7 protein-coding genes, 1 tRNA gene and 1 other RNA gene are annotated in these 18,946 nt (G+C 60.6%); 2 read left to right on the plus strand and 7 right to left on the minus strand.

The features are described 5' to 3' along the window. Positions 1 to 106 precede the first annotated feature (106 nt). The 4 genes from ffs to tadA form a co-directional block, all read right to left on the minus strand. Positions 107 to 202: signal recognition particle sRNA small type (gene ffs, locus PMW67_RS05730), an RNA gene on the minus strand. A gap of 94 nt (positions 203 to 296) precedes the next feature. Beyond that, the gene (locus PMW67_RS05735) at positions 297 to 11,864 is read right to left on the minus strand and encodes a Spy0128 family protein (RefSeq protein WP_271739039.1); all 11,568 of its coding nucleotides are present in this window, start codon (positions 11,862 to 11,864) and stop codon (positions 297 to 299) included. Continuing rightward, on the minus strand, positions 11,861 to 12,253 hold the full coding sequence (locus PMW67_RS05740; protein WP_271739041.1) for a hypothetical protein: 393 nt from the start codon (positions 12,251 to 12,253) through the stop codon (positions 11,861 to 11,863). The genes PMW67_RS05735 and PMW67_RS05740 overlap by 4 nt, the downstream gene beginning before the upstream one ends. A gap of 653 nt (positions 12,254 to 12,906) precedes the next feature. Continuing rightward, a complete protein-coding gene (tadA, locus tag PMW67_RS05745; RefSeq protein ID WP_271739042.1) occupies positions 12,907 to 14,688 on the minus strand; it encodes a tRNA adenosine(34) deaminase TadA in 1,782 nt (593 codons plus the stop codon). Between the two features lie 51 nt (positions 14,689 to 14,739). Between tadA and PMW67_RS05750 the strand changes: the two genes are divergently transcribed. After that, positions 14,740 to 14,829: transfer RNA gene (locus PMW67_RS05750), tRNA-Ser, on the plus strand. Positions 14,830 to 14,831: 2 nt separating this feature from the next. Here PMW67_RS05750 and PMW67_RS05755 read toward each other — a convergent pair. Continuing rightward, entirely contained in the window at positions 14,832 to 15,416 is a 585-nt protein-coding gene (locus tag PMW67_RS05755; protein WP_271739043.1) for a TetR/AcrR family transcriptional regulator, read from the minus strand. 211 nt (positions 15,417 to 15,627) lie between these two features. Here PMW67_RS05755 and PMW67_RS05760 point away from each other — a divergent pair, with 211 nt between their 5' ends. Next, complete coding sequence (locus PMW67_RS05760) at positions 15,628 to 16,179, plus strand: LemA family protein (RefSeq protein WP_082421874.1); 552 nt, start codon at positions 15,628 to 15,630, stop codon at positions 16,177 to 16,179. Between the two features lie 559 nt (positions 16,180 to 16,738). On the opposite strand, the gene PMW67_RS05765 is transcribed toward PMW67_RS05760, so the two are convergent. Together PMW67_RS05765 and PMW67_RS05770 are read right to left on the minus strand one after the other, a co-directional pair. Then, positions 16,739 to 17,791 carry a branched-chain amino acid aminotransferase gene (locus tag PMW67_RS05765; RefSeq protein ID WP_035138743.1) on the minus strand — a complete coding sequence of 351 codons (1,053 nt, stop codon included), beginning with the start codon at positions 17,789 to 17,791 and terminating at the stop codon, positions 16,739 to 16,741. A gap of 298 nt (positions 17,792 to 18,089) precedes the next feature. Beyond that, complete coding sequence (locus PMW67_RS05770) at positions 18,090 to 18,728, minus strand: DedA family protein (RefSeq protein WP_138113555.1); 639 nt, start codon at positions 18,726 to 18,728, stop codon at positions 18,090 to 18,092. Positions 18,729 to 18,946: the final 218 nt, after the last annotated feature.

Consider the following 18,946-nt stretch of genomic DNA (forward strand, 5'->3'; position numbering starts at 1 on the left):
GGGCGCTTGGTAGTCGAGCGATCCCGCAGGCGAAGCCGAGGACCAGCGAGACACCAAGCGCCCTGCCGGCACTCGCGGGTAGCCGCGGCACCAAAAAACGCCTGCGCACTCGATGGATTCGGATGCCCGACAGAGGCTCCTTATGGCTGCTTCCTTCCGGACCTGACCAGATTCGGAACATGTCGTCATCCGAACCCATCGAACGCGCTAGGCGCTCGGTATATCTTACCTGCTCCCGTCCGCCACGGCAAGTGGGGCGAACCCATCGGATGGATTCGCCCCACTCGTCCATATCGCTAGCGGCGCCTGCGGTACAGGACCGCGCCGCCCGCGACGGTCAGAGCGCCGATGCCGGCCATGGCGCCGAGCGCCTCGACCGGCAGGCTGCGGTCGCCGGTGTCGGGCATACCGCCCTTGGAGCCGCTGCCGGAGCCGTTATCTGAACCGCCGCCCGAGCCGCCACCCGGCGTGCCGGGGTTCTCGGGGGTGCCGGGGGTGCCGGGCTCCTCGGTGTAGCTGTTGGTGAAGACCGGCGGCAGGTTGGCGTCGCCCTCGTAGGAGACCTTCGCCGACAGATAGCCCGTCCTGGTGCCGTCTGCCACCTCGTCGCTCACCGTGACGACGATCTTGTGCACCGCCTTGTCGTAGGTCACGTGCGCCTGGCCGTCGTCGACCTCGCCCACCGTGAAGGTGTAGGTGCCGGCCTGCTTGAAGGTCAGCGCATCGAACGTGACGCTGCCATCGGCGGCATTCTTGGCGGTCGACATGACCTTGCCGTCCCGGCCCTTGAGCTCAAAGCTAAACTGGCCCGCCTTGAGCTCGGCGCCCTTGAGCACCTTGGCGGCGCCCAGCTTGAGGGTGACGGGCGCGGCCTCGTAGCCGTTGGTGAACGTCACCGAGTCGCCGCCCGTGGGATTGCCCTCGGCATCCGCCAGCTCGTGCCTGACGGTGAGCGTGCCGTTTCCGGCGTCGGCAACCGTCGTGCGCACGCGGTACGCCGCCCTGTCGTACGTCACGCCGCCCGCCGTGCCGGCGATCTCGCGCAGCTCGTAGCCGTGCGTACCGGGCGCGGTGTAGGTAACGGGGCTGAGCGCGACCGTGCCGTCGGCGGCGTTCTTGCCCGTCGCCGCGACGCTCTCACTGCCGTCGGCGGCAATCTCGACCAACTGGAACTCAAACTCGCCCTCGGCCAGGTCACGGCCCTTGAGCTTCTTGTTCACCTTGATCTGGTCGGTGACGGAGCTCGGCGTCGGGTTCACGCCGTAGGTGTTGGTGAACTCGAACGCGCCCTTGCCCTCGGGCGTACCCTCTGCGGGCAGGACCTCCGCGACGAGCGTGCCCGCGTTGGTGTCCTCGACCACCTTGACCGTGAAGGTCCTCGTCGCCGTCGCGTCGTTGACCACGCCGTCGACCGAACCGGACTCGCTCACCCGGTAGGCGAACGTCTTGGTGCGCAGGCCGCCGCCGTCAATCTCGACGTCATCGAGATCGCTCGGCTGCCTGAACGTGACATGGCCCAGCTCGACGTTGCCGGCGGCGTCGTTGGTCGCCTCGGTCACCGTCTTGCCGGAGGCGTCGACCGGCGCGGGCGCGCCGTCCAACGGCGTGATCTTAAAGGTGTACTTGCCCGCAATGTCGGCCTGCGTGAGGCCGAGTCCGGCCTGGCCGAGCGCCAGCGTCTTGGTGCCCGCAAGGTCGACCGTCGCCTCGTTGGTGCCGTAGCCGTTCACAAACGACAGCGTGCCGTCGGAGCCCTCGGGGTAGACCACGGCCACATCCAGCCCGCCCTTGCCGTTATCGGTCACCTTGACCGTGATATCGAAGCTCGAGGCGGTCGCCGTCACGCCCGCGGACAGCCGGTCCGTGCCGTCCTCGGATACGGTATAGGGAATGACCCAGGAGCCGTCGGCGGCCCTGGTGGCGATGCCGTCCGCCACCATCCGCTCGAGAGCGTCGGTAGTGTAGGCAATGGGCGAGAACGCAAGTCCCGCGGCCTCGCCGTCGCCGGAGGCCTGGTTGGTCGCGGTCGCGACCACGTTACCTTGGGCATCGCGGACGGAGAACGAGAACTCGCCCGCCGCCGCGGCTCGGCCCGTCAGCGTCTTGGTGGCGTTAATTGCCACGTTGCCCTCGCCGCCGAGCGTTCCGTTGGCCTCGTAGGAGTTCTGGAACGCGACCGTCACGGGCGCGGGCGCCGCCATGGCGTCATCTGCCGTGGAGACCTCGCTGCGTGCGACCTCGACACCGTCCTTGGCAACCGCGGTCGTGACCGTGAGTCTGCCCGTCGCGGCGTCGTAGGCGGGCGCGATGGTCACCGTGCGCGGCGCGGTGTCGTTGGCGTAGCCCTCGCCGCCGAGCTTGGTCTCGGTGACGGTGAAGCTGTAGGTCTTGCCCGCGTCGGCGTCGGTGAACTTCACATCGCTGCCCGCGGTCCCGCCGATGAGGTCGACCAGGTCGGCCGCGCCGTCATCGGCCGCGGCCACGGCGTAGGCGTCCTTGTCGGTCTTGAGGCCGAGCTTGGCGGCCGTCTCGGCGTCCGCGGTCACGGTGAAGGCGAACTGCCCCGCCTCCATGGCGCGACCACAGAGCGTCTTGGACAGGCGCACGCCCGCGCGGGCCGAGTAGTCGAGCTCGGTCGTGTAGGTATTGACGAAGTCGCCGCCGCTCACCTCCGCGATCGCGGGCGTCGTGGCCGCGAGGTTGCCGGAGCCGTCATCGGTCACGGTCACCGTCATCGTGGCGACGTGGCCGTCGTAGGCCACGCCGGCGATGGCAGAGCCGTCATCGGGCCTGACCTCGCGCGCCGTGTAGGTGAAGGTCTTGGCGCGCACGCGCTTGCCGCCGACCTCGGCGAACTCGGCATCTTTGATATCATCGAGCGTGTAGCGGATGGGGCCGAAGTCGAAGGCGACCCTATCGCCCGCCTTGGTGCCGGCGGCCGTCACGCTGACGGTCTTGGAGCCGTCGGCAGATCCCTCGGGCATGGGCGCGCCGTCCTCGCCCGCGAGCGCGAACTGGAAGCTGTCGCCCTCCGCCCAGTCGCGACCCTTGAGCGTCTTGGTGAAGAGCCCCGCGGTGGAGACGTCCCTGCCCTCGGCGGCCGTTCCGTACGTGTTGGTGAACGCGACGGTCGCGCCGTCCTCGGTCACGGCGCCCTCGGCCTTGGAGCCGTCAGCCCCGTTGACCGCGGTCGTGTAGCCCTCGGCGGCGTCCTCGGCCACGGTGTAGCGCGCGCCCACAGGCAGGCCGGCGACGGTCTTCTCCTCGCCGTCCTTAAGCTTGAAGGCCACCTTGCCGTCCGCGAACGTCACGGCGTGCTCGCCCTTTCCGAAGGTGCCGGAGACGGGCTCGCCGTCCCCGTCGGTCAGCGCGACCGTAAAGCCGAACTCGCGCTGGCTGTCGCCGCCGACGACCGTCTTCTTGACGGTGAGGCTGCCAGTCTTGGCGATGTTGGTAAAGACCGCCGCCTCGACCGTGCGCTCAGCAGCGTCGCCCGCATCGTCGGTCAGCTGTGCAATCTTGGTCTTGGCAGACAGCTTACCGGCGCCGCCGTCGGTCACCGTGACGGTGGCACGATAGGTGGCCTTCGAGAACGTGAGTGTCGCCTCGTCACCCGACTGCTCGGTAATCACATAGGTATAGGTACCGGGCTTGGTGTACTCGATGGTACCGAAGTTGCCGACCTGGGCATCCTTGTGCAGCTCAATCGTCGACACGCCGTCTTTGACGCCCTTGGGCATAGGTGCCTCGCCCTGGGCAGTCAGCGTCATGGTAAAGGCATCCGATGTCATCCAGTTGCGTCCGGAAATCTTCTTTTGGACCTTGAAGGCGTTTTCCACCTTTGTGGACTCCACGCTGTAGACGTTGGTGAAGCCCACCTGCGTCGCCTGTCCGACGGTACCTTTCTGGGGGTTCGCCTTATCGACAACCGCAAAGCCATCCTCGCTCGTCATGAGCTCACCCTTGGAGTCGAGCTCCTGCACCTCGTAGTGCGCACCCGTGGGCAAGGTAACCGTGACGGAGCCGCCAGCCTTGAGCGCGATGGTGTCACCGCTCTTGATCTGTCCGCTTATATAAGTGCCATTGGTGCCGCCGGGGCGACCGGCGAACGCAAAGGTGCCGACCAGAGGCGTTGTGCCATCGGCCTGGTAGAGCAGCACCTTAAAGGTAAATGCCTTGTTGGGCGCGGTGATGCCTTCGGCGGCCGTGACCGTCTTGCTCAACGTCAGGCGCCCGTCAGTGACCTCATCGGTAGTGGTGTTGGTCTTGACGGCAGGGTTGTTGCCGACCGCCACCGACGCCTGGTTGGAAATATTGCCCGAAGCGCCACCGTTCTTAAACGCGTCCTCGGTCACGCGGACCTTAAACTGAACCGTGCCCTCCTTGCCGGCGGGAACGTCCGCCAGCGTCCAGGTGAGGTTGCCGTCATTGTCCTTGGAGCCGACATCCTTATGGTCGCCGGCGAACTCCACGAACTCGGTTCCCGCGGGAACGGCATCGGTGATCGTCACCGTGGCAGACGCGCCCTCGGTGTTCTTGTAGCCGATGGTGTAGGTGAGTTCGTCGCCCAGCGCCACGCCCGACTCATTCGAATCCTGGGCATCGCTCTCGGACTTCTTGGGCACGTAGTTGGTCGTGGTGCCGGTATAACTCTTGTTGCCGACCTTAATGGTGGCAGCATTGTTGACGGCGCCGACCGCACCCTGGGCGTCCTTCACGGCGTCCTCGGTAATCTTTACGCGCACGCGCACCAAGCCATAGCCGCCCGCAGGCTGTTCGCCCAGGTTCCAGGAAAGCGACTGGCCGCTCGCGGCGCCCTTATCGGCATACTTGCCCTCAAAGGCCTCGAACACGACGCCAGTGGGCAGCTCGTCGGTTACGGTCACGTTGGCCGGAACCAGGTTACCGTCGGCATCGACCGCAGTATTGGCCCAGTTGATGGTGTAGACGTAGGAGTCGCCCACAGAGAGCAGCTGCCCGTCGATGTCCACATTAGGCTCCGCGACCGTGCCGATCGTCTTGACCTTATCGTGCGTGTTGTGGAAAACGATCTTGCCGTTCTCGGTACCATCGCGATAGGTCACCTTGGACGTCAGCGTGCCGTCGTTGTTGTCGGTCACCTCGAGCAGCACGCGGCACGTCGCGGACGTATCCACGGGACGCACACCATCGGGCAGGTTGGCCAAGCACTCCTTTGCCACTAGGTTAAAGCTATAGGTGGTAGTGTGGTCGGCATTGTGTCGCTTGGTGGCAACGCCATCGCTGACGGCGTCGGCAAGGTCAATCGTCTGCTCATCAGTTCCGCTGGTGGCATCGCCGAGCTTAAAGTAAACCTTGCCGAAGTCGACCGTTGCGGTACCGTTCTCGCCCGCCTGGGTCGTGCCCTCATCCATCTTTTCGAGCGAGCCGTTGGCCTTCTCGGCATACAGGTCAAACGTATACTGACCCGCCTCGATCTTGTCGCGGGAGTCCATTACCTTCTCGGCAGCAAGGCCCTCAAAGGTTCCGGTCGCGATGTAGCTGTTGGTGAAGGACACCTGGGCCTTGGCGGTACCGCTCTCGGAGCTAAACTTCGCATCAGCGGAAAGCTCGACGTTCTTGGCGTCATAGTGCTTGGCCGTGGTCACGGTATAGAGCGAACCGTTATCGCGCTTCTTAACCGTAATCTCTACCTTCCAATAGGTGGAGTCGTACTGATAGCCGTGCTTGCCGCCGCCATTCTCGACAACCTTGTAGGTGAACGTCTTGTCTGCATCTTCCGTCGCGAAGGTCAGGCCGCCCAAAATGTCGGTATGGGACGTGCCATCGGCCTGCGGCTCATCGTTTGTCACGGTGAGCTTGCCCTCATCTGCGCGCAGCAGCTTGTTGAGCTTAACGGTCGAGGCGTTGTCTTCGCCCGTTACCGTAAAGCCAAACATGCCGGCATGCAGGTCGTGCCCATTGAGCGTCTTGACGATCTCCAGACCGCCCTGGAGCTCGTAGCTCGTTGAAGTTTGGTAACTATTGGTGAAGATGAAGTCTTCCGAGCCGGTCGCGCCATCGGCGCGGGCCACAAGCTTGCCGCCCTCATCGGTTACAGTGATGGTCAGGTTATAGGTGTGCGCGTCATACGTCCACTCGCCGAGGCCGCCATTCGGGGCCAGCTCGTTAATAGCAAACATATACGTGCCCGGCTTGTTGAAGGTGAGCTTCGAAAAGTCAATCTTTTCGTGCTCCCCGTCCTTGAGGGCCGCCGTCGTTTGCTTCTCCTCAGCATAGCCGTTGTCCACGCTCATCGAAGATCCGGTGATGAGCTTGCCATCGATGGCAGTCTTGGTAGCATCGTCAGCCGCGGTCATAGCAAAGGTGAACTTGCCCGGAGCATCGGCACCGGCAACCACCTTCGTCACGGACGGGGTGTAGGTTGCCGCCTCGGTGACCGTATAGGTGTTCTTGAATTTGACCGTCGCGACACCGGTGGACGTTGCACCCGACGGATAGATCCACTGGCCCTCGAGCTCGTCCTTGCCATCGACCTGCTTGCTTACCGCTGTCGTGACTCTAAGCGTACCGTCGCCGTTATCCGCCACGACAGCCTTAACCGTATGGACCGTCTTGTCGTACGTATAGCCCGTCGCCTTGTCGTCAATCTCGCTCACCGTATAGGTGAACGTCTTGCCGGCATCATTCTGATTGAAGATCAGCCCACCCGCAGGTGCCAAACTTACGGTCTTGAGAGCATCGGCCTCGACATTTGCGGTCTCAAAGACCTTGCCATTCGTGGAAATGCCAACCTTGCTGGCAGATGTCTCGTCAGCAGGCTTGACGATATAACGGAACGAGCTCTTAGGCGAGCCAAAAATGGTCGCGTCCTTGGGATACGTCAACGTCTTCTCGATCCACAGGCCGCCAGCGGCGCCATAGTCGAGACTTGCCGTGTAACGGTTCACAAACGAGACAGTAGGCGTCGTGGCGCCGGCCTCACTTGTATCGTACTGCTGCACGTAAGTATGCGAATCTTGCTTGAGCTGGACAATCTTTTCGTCCGTCAGCGCGCTCGCGTCGGCGCCGGCGCCCAGCAGCTCCGTCACACCCGCACCCTTGAGCACGGTCGTCACGGTGTAGAGCTTGGCAGGGTCGTTCTTGCGCGCAAGGACCTTAACGAGCACGATGGCATCACCCGTGTAGCTGGTGTCATAGGCGTAGCCGGCAGCCGCAGGCTGGTTCTCTTGGATGCGATAGGCAAACGTACGCCCCAGGTCCTGTTCCGTGAGCTCACGGGCAAAAAGCTTCTCTTGCCCGCTTGCGCCCACCACGGCACCGGACACGCCGGCCCCCGCAGCCGTATTGGATAGGCTAGCCTCGGCGCCGTCGACCGATGTCTGAACGCCGTTGTACCAAAGGCCCGTCACGGCAAAGGTAAACTGGCCCGCGGCAGAAGCGCGACCCTCAAGGGTCTTGCTGACCGTCACGCCATCAAAGGTGCCCGACGCATGGTATGCGTTGGTAAAGGCGGCCTTGTCGGTTACGGCCTTGTCCGCATCGGAGGCGCCGGTGTTGGCGTAGGTCACGCTCGACACGCGCAGCTTGCCCGTGTGGTTGCCCGACTCGTCCAGATCGGTCACCACGACGGTCGCGCGTGCGGTGTGCTTGTCCATGGACATGCCCGCCTGGCCATCCTGCGCAGCATTCTCGGTGATGTTGAAGCTAAAGGTGCCCGCGCGATTGAACGTCACGGTCGGAGCAGCTTCGGTGCCAACAAAGGAGAACGAGGCCACGCGTCCCGACTCGGGCGTGCTGGCGACTGCCTGGTTGGCGTTAACGGCAACAACCCCATCCTTCACCGCCTGTGCAGTGGTTTTGCTCAAACCAGTTGCGTTGGCATCGTCCGCAGCAGCGGTGAGGTTAAAGGTATAGCGTTCGCCCTGGTTCCAGTCGCGACCGCTCACAGTCTTTTGGCCCTGCAGGGTCACGCTCGTGGGCTCCACGCTATATATATTGGTAAAGGAAGGTGTGGCATCCTTGTCCAGCTGCTTTACCGAGCCGTCCTCTGCAACCTTGTAGTACTCGATCGAAGTCTGGATGCCGGCACCCTTCTTGGCGTTGCGCACCAAGGCATAATAGACCGACCCGTCGTAGGTCATGCCCGTAATGCTACCGAGATTCTCAGCGAACTTGTACACGTAGGCGCGTCCCGCATCCGCCTTGGCGGTATAGGAGATCGCCGGCCATGCCACCGTACCGTCAGCGTTGTTGCCCACGGTTACGGTATTGTCCTCGGCACCCTCGGGCATGGGAGCCGTCACGCTCGCATCGACCGTATTGGGACTGAACACAGCGTTGACATCCGCATAGCCGCCAACGCCCTCGAGCGTAAAGCTAAAGGCGTTCTGGGAAAGCGGGAAACTCCCGGCGTTGTCGGTCAGGATCTTTTGAGCATGGATGGTGATCTTCGCTTCGTGTGTATCGTAGTGGTTGGTGAAGGTTGCAACCTTACCGGCAACATCCGTCTTGGTGTCGGCACCCGCGTCGTCGCACTCCTGCACCACCTTCACGCTCGCAACGGCCAGAGCACCGGCATGGTTATCCTCCACCACGACTGTCGCGGTATAGACGGCAGCAGAATAGCTTATGCCGTCCGCACCGGCATCGGAGCCGGGGATAACCTCCTTGATGGTATAGGTGTACGTGCCTGGCTTGGTATAGGTAATATCGCCAAACGTCGCCGGCTGGTCGTTGGTGAGCTCGACCGTCGCCACCTTGCTCTTGGCACCGCCGGGCATAGGAACGCCGTCGTCGGCTGTAAGCTGCGCGGTAAAGGAATCGCCATCGGCCCAATCGCGACCTTCGAGCACCTTCTTGGCGCTCAGACCGTTTTTGGCCTCAAGTGTTACGCGGTTGGCGCTGTAGTTGTTGGTGAACTCAAGCGTGTTTTCAGCGGGAATCTGTCCGCCCGCAAGCGCGACAATCTTGCCCTCGATGGTGTTGCCAGTTCCCGACTGCTCCTCGCCACCGACCTTACGTTTCACGAGGCTAAAGCCGGCCGGAAGCACCGACTCGTCAGCAGAGCCGGTAACAGTGTTAACGATGCTCGCCAGCACGTCACCGTTGGACGCCTCGCCCTTGGTGGTGAGCTCGCTCACGCTATACTTGTCGCCCTGCTTAAGGTCATATACGCGAATGGTCTCGCCGGCCTTGATGGAATGGGTGTCGCCGTTCTTGAGCGTGAAAGATTTGCCCACAGCTTTGCCACTCGCATCGAACACGTGCGCCTCGTAGCCCTTCTGGGACTCCGGCAGGGTGAACTTAAACGTAAACGTCAGATCGCTGCCGTTCGCATCCTTGGTGGGCGCGGTAAGGCCACTGTCCGCCGTCACGGTCTTAGTCACTTGCAGGCGTGCCACGCGACGATCGGTATACTGCACGGCCGTTGCCGTGGTAAAGAGATGATTGAGCTGGAGTGTGCCCAGCTTAGTACGGGTCTTGGAGGCATCGTCTATATATGCTGAATCGTCTTCTTGATAAAGAGCCATGCGGTTTACGCCCGTATCGGCAAAGATCGTCGCCAGCTGACCGTCGCGATCGCCACCATCCTCGACATAGCGCAAGACGGTCTTGGCACCTTGCGTCGTCCTGTCATAGCGCATATGCATCCAGTTGTCCGTAGGACTTGTCGGGGCCCATGTCAGGTTTCCGTTGGTGTCAACGGCCGCGCTCTGCAGCTTGCCCTTGATGTGCGTCAGCGTATTATCGATCGAGTCGGGAGAGCCAAACTGCGCCAACGAGGCAATCAGCGAACCCGGGCCGTTCATGCTACGCACGCCGTCGTTCTCCTCACCGGCGTCCACGTATACGCCCGAATCATCCACGATCACCTTGGTGATAGTGTTGTTAATCTCATAACCATCCGGGCTTTTAGACTCACGCAGGTAGTACGTACCCTTGATAAGGGGTGCATGCTTTGTCGAATCGAGTGGGAAGCATGCAGCATCCTCAATGTCATACGGATAGGTCATGCCGTTTGCCTTCACGGTGTCATACGGCTCGGCACCCGATTTAATGGCATACGTGCTGGGACTGTCGCCGGTAACGTCCTTGGCCTGGTACAGCTCAAACGTTGCGCCGTTCACGGGCTTGTCCAGGTCGTCAACCTTCTGCACAAACAGACGATTCTGGACGTTGGTGAGGTGAATCACCGTAGAGAACTGCCTGTTTATCGTTTGATATTTGACCATAGAGGTGTTGTCTTTGGTTGCCTCCGCCAGAGATGATGCCGTGGTGTGATACACCGCCACGGTATATTCCGCCTTCGACTTGTCTTCATCTTGCAGCATGGCGGCGTACGTCTCGATATCGCCAGGCAGCGATCTGACCGTCACTACGTAGTCGCCCTTGGTGTTGACGCCAAAGACGCTCGTGTCCGCCGATTTAGCAGCCTCGACCGCGCCCTCAATGCCGTGTTTGGAGCACAGCTTATAGCCATTGAGCGGGTTGCCCGTAACCGCCGTCCACGCGTCTTCGCTTGTGTGGTCCTCGCTCGCACCGGTGAGCTTGAGCACGACGGCGAAGGTCGTACCCGAGCTAATGGCGTTGCCCTTATTGTCTTGCGTATCTTTATCTAGGGAAATGGTCTCCTTGGCAGCCAGATAGCCACCGTTCAGCCACATGCGGCTGCCCGTCCATTGTTCGTTGTTGGCTGTTGTGACCGTTGTTTGCGGCGCAACCACCACGCCACCCGTGCCACCTGCCGCGGCCTTGTACTGCAGGTGCAGCTCACCTGGCGTTGCAGTGGTCGATGAGGTCAGACTCGAGCGATATCCCGCGGGCAGGCCAACCTCTTTGAGTACAAAGTAGTCGCAATGATTGGTGTTGTGCTCTTCGTCAAACGAGAGGACGGAGCCGTTCGGCTTTTGAAGTATCAGCTGACCCCCGTCTTTCGTCGTGCCCTGAGCGACGAGCTCACCCTTATTCCAGTCCCTAACTGGTCCATCGGACCGGTACAGCTCGAAGGTTGCGCCATTGACTGCCTCGCCGTTTTGGTCGACCTTCGCGACCTCGGACGACGGCAGGGTGGTGAGGTTGAACTTAAGCGACATGTTCGATGCACCAGCGCCGCGCTCCAGATAGAAGAAACTCAGCGTATGCTTGGTGCTGTCGCGGAAAGTGTTGCCGGAGAAGTTGGTGGTATCTGCGCCGGCAGCTTGGAACATCGCCTTAATGGTGGTGTCTTGAATTGTCTTTTCGGGATCATTTGCATTGTCAACATGACCGACATGCACGCCACCGGTGGCGAAGTTGATCTTGAGCGTCGCCTTCTCGTGGATGCCACCCAGATCGCCCACGAGCACGCCATCGATGTACACCCAGACGTCGTCGTCGCCCGAGAACTCAAAGACCATGTCCTTGTCACCGGTGGTCTTGCCGCTCGCAGGCTGGACAAACTCCGTGGTCATGGACATGCCAAAGTGGTGGTTGAGCTTATCGTTCGTTCCGTCCGTTATTCCTATAGGAGAGAGCCGGCCGTTCCTCTCTTCAAAAACCTTGTCAGCCGAGTCAAAGGGGAAGAACTGACCCCGATTCGCATCCGACACGCTGTCCTTATATACGCCCGCCTTATTGTAGACGTCAAAGGAGTTAGTCGTGAAGTTATACACAGCATAGTTGCCGTCAGAGCCGTACGAGTCGTAAACGTAATAGCCATCCTTGAGCTGGAAAAGGCCTTGTACGTTGTTGTAAACGGCCTTGCCGTCCTGCTTGCCATTTGCCTGGCTGTCGTTATTAAAGAGATAATCGAGCGACTCGTCTTTGTACGTACCGTGCGTGTTATACGAGGTGTAGGTGCCAGCATTGATCGACGGATAGCCCTTTACCAGTGTGTTCTTCACAAACGAAAGACGTCCAAAGCCGCCAATAACACTTTTCCCGTCCATTTATTAATGCCCGATCCGGCGCCACCATTGAACTTGAGCTGATGGTCTTTATTGATGCCGGTGTTGTCATTCTTGTTGTCGTTGTTTATGTTCTTCGAGCTGTCGTTGTCGCCGTTCACGACCCAGTAGTCGAACAGATTGACCGTAGTGCCGGTGGGATTCACCGTCTGCACGGTATGGTTGCTAAAAGGAACCGCTTGATCGGCCGACGCACTCGTCGCACCAAACATGAGCGCACACGCCGCCAGCGGGACGGCCAAAACCCTCAGGGCACGCTTGGCGGTATTGGTTTTCTTGCCAAAAGGCTTTAGCATTTCTCGAGCTCTCGCACACACGCGATTCATGAAGGCCCTCCCCAAATCCATGAGGACGGCAAGCAGCGGCTCGCTATATATGTGTGTCGTCCCCATCGATGCAAATATACGCCCCCCCCCGCGCAGAAACGCAAGGCGGGACATCGCAATATACTTAAAATTGTAGCAATTTAAACGACCCACTATTCCGCGTCAGGTTGCCACTCGGTCGTCAAATCGAACCATTCGCGCCATCAAAGGGGTTCGGCGGGATAAAACCGTCGGCAATCTTTATCCCCACAGCCCCACAAGGTAGCTAATTTGGGACGGGGCTTTTTTGACTACTTGGGCAATCAGATCGGCATGTAGTCAAAATAGCCCCGTCCCAAAAAGACTGGTCTGACACTGCGCCACGAAAAGGGCCTATCTACTATGTTTAGACCGCAGGGGTCAACCATAGCCGGCCTTTTCGAAAATCGGCAAGCCGTTTACCTGCAGTTTTAATTTCACAAAATCCGGGATGGTCGAGGTAGCTCGGTTAAACGTAGTAGATGGCCGCATTTCGTGACGGAAGGTCCGACCCAAGGCCCAAGGCGGCCAGCCTCGGATGACCATTCACGAAGTTGCGGTGGAATACGGACTGAATTGGCACCTTAAAGGCAAAAACACTCCGTATTCCACCGCAACTTATAGAGAGATGGGTTTTAGAGGCGGGCGAGGTCGTAGGATCGAGCGGCTGCCTCGCCGGCGCAAATGAGGTTGGCCGTAGCTTCCTGCGGATTAAGCGCTTGGTCGAGGGACATAGGCTTGCGGCATATCGGCAAAACCAAGTCAATACCCTGTCCATACACCGCATCCAGGTTGACGGCGCGACCGCCCACGACGGCGACCACCGGCTTGCCATATCGCTTCGCACGACGAGCCACACCCACCGGCGCCTTGCCGGCAGCGGATTGCTCATCCATATTGCCCTCGCCCGTTATGACCAGGTCGACATCGCGCACGCGCTCGTCAAATCCCACGAGATCGAGCACCGTCTCCACGCCCGAACACAGCTCCGTGCCAAGCGCCAACAGCGCGGCACCCAGGCCGCCGGCGGCACCGGCACCGGGCACGCCGAGCACCGAGCCAAACGTCCGCGCACCCTCGGGCACGCGCAGTAGCCCCTGAGCCCGTGCCTCGGCAATCGCCGCATCGAGCAGGCGACCGTAGTCGACCATCCAGCTGTCGCACCTGCTCAGCGCCTCGGCATCATCCGTCGGCAGGCCCTTCTGCCCACCGAACACCGCTAGGGCGCCTCGGCGTCCCACAAGCGGATTCTCGACATCGGAAAGCACCACGACACGCGCGCCGCTCAGCGCCCGAAGCGCTGGCGCCAAATCGATACTCACCACGTGTTCGAGACCCGCGAGACCGGGAGCGATATCGCGGCCGTGCTCATCGACAAGGCGCGCGCCCAGCGCCTGCAGCATACCGGCGCCACCGTCGTTGGTGGCGCTGCCGCCCAAGCCAATATAGATAGTCTTTGCCCCGGCACGAACCGCACGGAGCATCAGCCCACCCACGCCATAGGTTGTAGCAGCCAGCGCCGACGACTCCGTGCAAGGCGAGTACCCGATGCCCGCGGCTTCGGCCATCTCAATAACAGCCAACTCGTGCTCGACATCAACCAGCATCCGGGCAGGCACATGCTCGCCAAAGGGCCCTGCAACCTCGCAGGTCACAAGCTCGCCACCGCAGGCGGCAACGGCATCGAGCGTTCCCTCACCACCATCTGCCAGCGGCAATGTGCGCACCTCGGCATCGGGCCAAACGCGTCGTACGCCTTCGGCAACGGCCGCCTCCGCCTGCGCGCTCGAAACGCTGCCCTTAAAGGAATCAATCGCCAACAGCACACGGCGGGGCCGGCGGCACACAGGACCAAAGTTGAGCGCCTCAACGGCGATATCTTCGGCACACGCGAGCGCCTCGGCATGAGCGGCATGCGCCTCAAGATCGGCCCCGCAACCGCAGCCAGCACCATCGGTGCCACGCAGCCCACTAAAATAGCTGCTCAACACCTCACGACACTCGTCTGCCAGCGCGCCGGCGGTCACATTAAACCGATGGTTCAGGCGCGAGTCGGCATTCAAATCGTATAGGGATCCCAACGCGCCCGCCTTGGCGTCGCTCGCGCCATACACGCAGCGCCCCACGCGCGCGTTGACCATAAGCCCCGCGCACATGCAGCAGGGCTCGAGCGTCACGTAGACCGTGCAATCGGAAAGGCGCCAGCGGCCAAGCGCCTGGGCGGCGGCGCACAGGGCCGCGAACTCTGCATGCGCCGAAGGGTTCTGGTCGAGCTCGCGTCGATTATGCGCCCTCGCGACAATCTCGCCGTCGCGCACCACTACGGCTCCGATGGGCACCTCGCCCACCGCCGCGGCGGCGCGCGCCTCGGCCAGCGCCTCGCGCATGAACTTCTCGTCGATTTCGGTGATCGTCATCGTTCGCCTTCCCTGTTGCAAATTCAAAACGATGCTATCATTACGACTCACGGAGAGATGGCAGAGCGGTTGAATGCGGCGGTCTTGAAAACCGTTGAGCGCGAGAGCGTTCCGGGGGTTCGAATCCCCCTCTCTCCGCCACTTTAGTGATTCACCGGTGTCATGGTCCGCTCAAACAGCGCATCGACCACGTCGGCTATCTCGGGTCGACGCTCAAGATTGTGGCCCGATTCCCACCATATCGTGAAAAGTCGAATAATACCGCCGGCGACAAACTCAGACGTCGTCTCGAGCGACACGGGAGCCAGGGCATCCTCGGCAAGCACGTTCATCACACGCTCACGGATGGAGCGGGCAATGCGGTCGCAAATAACGTTGGTCAACATGCCCGACATACTGCTTGCCAAAATGTTATCCATGAGCTGCTCGTGCGCCAGAATCAAATCCATGGCATCGTCCAAAATCGCGTGCCGAAGCGCGTGCACGTCCTCGGCAGACACTGCACCGGCCTCATCGGGCTGTTTTTGCGGCAAGCCCGACATGAGCTCATCGATATAAAAGGCAAAGTAATCGTTCTTGTCGCGAAAGTGCTTGTAGAACGTCGTGCGGCGAATCATGGCGCGGTCGCACAGCATGGCAACCGTCAGGTCCTCAAAACGATGCTCCTCGAGAAGCTCGGTGAAGGCATCGAACAGGGCGCGGTAGGTTTTCTTAATGCGAAGGTCCACTGGTATCGCCATCCTCAGGGCAAAGACAACACTCGTCAATCTGTCGCATATCTTACACCTGTACCTCGCGCGCTTTGCCCCGGTGCCAACCCCGCCGAAAACACAACGCTTACCGGAAAGTTCGGCACGGCAAAACGTTGCGGGTATACTAGTAGCGTTATACCAACGGCAGCTGGCGCATGCCGCCGCGGCCATTCGAAACGGAGACATCATGATTACCGTCATCATCGGCATCGTTGTTGTCATTGTGATTGTCTGCGCCATCGCCGGCATCTACAACAACATGGTCACCAAGCGTAACCGCATCGATAACGCCTGGCAGAACATCGATACGCAGCTGCAGCGCCGCAACGACCTGATCCCCAACCTGGTCGAGACCGTCAAGGGCTACGCCAAGCACGAGCAGGAGACGCTCTCCGCCGTGATCAGCGCGCGTAACACCGCCGTCAAGGCCACCACGCCCGAGGCCAAGATGGAAGCCGACAACGTGCTGACCGGTGCGCTGCGCCAGCTCTTCGCCGTAGCCGAGGCCTATCCCGATCTTAAGGCAAACACCAACTTTACGCAGCTCCAGGCATCGCTCGAGGATACCGAGAACAAGATTAGCTATGCACGCCAGAGCTACAACGATTGCGTGCTCAGCTACAACAACGCCATTCAGACGTTCCCGGCTGTCATCTTTGCCGGCATCTTCCAGTTTAAGGAGCGCCAGGGCTTCGAGGCCGCCGAAGCAGCCCGCCAGGCCCCGACCGTCAAGTTCTAGTAGTTTGACAGCGCATCCTTAATCGGCCAAATGCATAAACCGCCCCGTCGAATGCATACTTCGACGGGGCGGTTTCCTTTTTCGCGAAGGTCCCCCTCTAAGCGTCGTGCATTTTTAGGAGTATTCAACATAACCAAGAGCTTCGGGCGCCACGGCAAATGCCAAAGACCGCGAATATCCCTGCAAACCAAACGCTGTCAGCCCATAACCCCGCCCATCATTCGTAGAAAACATCGAGAAATCCCGATTTTTTGCCCGAGGCCGGTATGCAGGGGCCTTCGATTGCAGAATACTCGCAAAAATGCACGTCGCCACCGCCCCCACATGGCGCGAAGCAAAGCAAAAGCGCAGCCTAAAAGGCCGCGCACCATCTTTATTCAGATTAATCATTGCCCGTTGTGACATCGCCGAACCCGCAGGGCAGAGAACAAGTTCCCTCCCGGCGCACTCCGCAGGACGCAAGAAGCCCTCGCCGCACGAAGTGCGCAGCGAGGGCTTCTTGCATGTCCGAGGACGCGCCGGGAGGGAACTTGTTCTCTGCCCGGATAGGTAAGACAAATTACGCGACGGTGTAAACCCAGTTGTGCTTATCCTCGACAGCACCGGACTGGATACCAGTCAGGGTCTCGCGGAGCTTCTTCATCACAGGACCGATCTCGGTGTAGCCAGCCGGGAAGGTCACGGTCTCGTCGGCGCCGTAAACCTTGTTGTCGATCTCGCCAACCGGGGAGATAACGGCAGCGGTGCCGCACAGGCCGCACTCGACAAAGGTACCGGCCTTGACCTCGGCCCACTCGACGGGACGCTGGTCAACGGTCATGCCCAGGTCCTGAGCAACCTGAACGAGCGAACGGCGGGTGATGGAAGGCAGAATGGAGTCGGTGTGGGACTGCGGAACGACGAGGGTGCCGTCCTCCTTCACGAACAGGACGTTAGCGCCACCGGTCTCCTCGACATAGGTGCGGGACTCGGAATCGAGATACAGGTTCTCGGCATAGCCCTCGCGGTGAGCCTCCATCGTGGGCTTGAGGGACATGGCGTAGTTCAGGCCGGCCTTGATGTTGCCGGTGCCATGCGGTGCTGCACGGTCATACTCGGAAACGCGCAGCTTGACGGGCTTGAGGCCACCCTTAAAGTACGGACCGACCGGGGTCACGAGAATGCGGAACGTGTACTCAGGAGCGGGAGCCACGCCGATCACGTCACCGGAGCCGATCATAAACGGACGCACGTACAGGGTCGCGCCGGAACCGAAGGGCGGAACCCAGGCGGCGTTGGCAGAAACGACCTGCTTGACGGCCTCAACGAACTTGTCCTTGGGAAACGGGGGCATCTCGAGGCGCTGGGCAGAGTTATACATACGCTCAGCGTTCATGTCGGGACGGAAGCAGACGATGCTGCCGTCCTCGGCGGTGTAGGCCTTCAGGCCCTCAAAGACCTCCTGGCAGTAATGGAAGATACCGCCGCACTCGGAGACATGCAGGGTGTGGTCGGTGGTCAGGCCGCCCTCGTCCCACTCGCCATCCTTCCAATGAGCCTCGTAGCTGTAATCGGTCTTCATGTAGCCAAAGCCGAGGCTACCCCAATCGATATCCTTCTTCTCGACAGTCATATGTCGCTCCTTACATACACAGTTGCATACTCGCGAACCCGCACGCAAGGACCGAGGCCGACCGCGTCGCAACGTCGCACGCCCGGAGCGTAGAGCCGGACGGGACACGCAAACGGCATCAAAGCCGATGGCACGTCGATTCGCATGCACGAGATTGTACTCCGCACGCGCGTCGGATAAAACGTTTTTCTTTAACTAACTAAAGTATTTTCATTTGACCGAAGCTAAAGAGGCCCGCCACCGTAAGCGGTGACGGGCCTCAACTGTACGGTCTGCGCGCTGGCTCGAGCTAGGCGTTCTATTTGCCCAGCTTGGCCTTAACCAGACCGACCACGGTCGGGATGATCGACACGGCAACGATGCCGATAATCAGCAGCTCAAAGTGCTCCTGCACAAAGGGAATGCCGCCAAAGAAGTAGCCCAGCAGCGTAAAGACCGTCGACCAGGTAATGCCACCCAGCACGTTAAAGACGACAAAGTTGCGCCAGTGCATGCCGCCCATGCCAGCGATAAAGGGCACAAAGGTGCGGATAAACGGGAAGAAGCGACCCAGGAAGATGGCCAGGTGACCCCACTTGTCCAAGAAGTCCTCGGACTTTTTGATGCGCTCGGGCGTCATGGCCTTGACCTTGCCCGAAGCGATGATCTTGCGGCCAAAGAAGTGACCGATCATAAAGTTGCACTGATCGCCCAAAATGGCAGCGGCCCATGCGGTGGCCAGAAGCGCCACAATGTTAAAGCCGCCATTGTGGGCAAAGAAACCCGAGGCGAACAGCAGCGAATCACCGGGAAGGAACGGGAAGAACACCACGCCCGTCTCGATAAAGATGATCAGGAACACGCAGCCGTAGGCCATAAGCGGGCCGGCGGCGATCCAGCTGGCGATCGCGGTGCGCGGGTCCTTAAGCAGCTCGGCAATAAAATTGATGAAACCCATGAAGTAAAACCTCTCAGTTGTGGGCGCGGATACGTCCAAGTTGACCAGTATACGGTTGCGGTGCCCCCTCGTGCGCAACCCCACAAAAGCATGACTCCATTACCAGCAAGTTTGCATAACTGACACCTGTCGCGCAATGCCGCCAAGATTGTCCTTCCTAATCCCTAGCGAATCGCTATACTTTATTGAATCGCATTGCCATGGCGCTAAGGGAGGGC

Source organism: Collinsella aerofaciens (assembly GCF_028209395.1).
GTDB lineage: Bacteria > Actinomycetota > Coriobacteriia > Coriobacteriales > Coriobacteriaceae > Collinsella > Collinsella aerofaciens_AZ.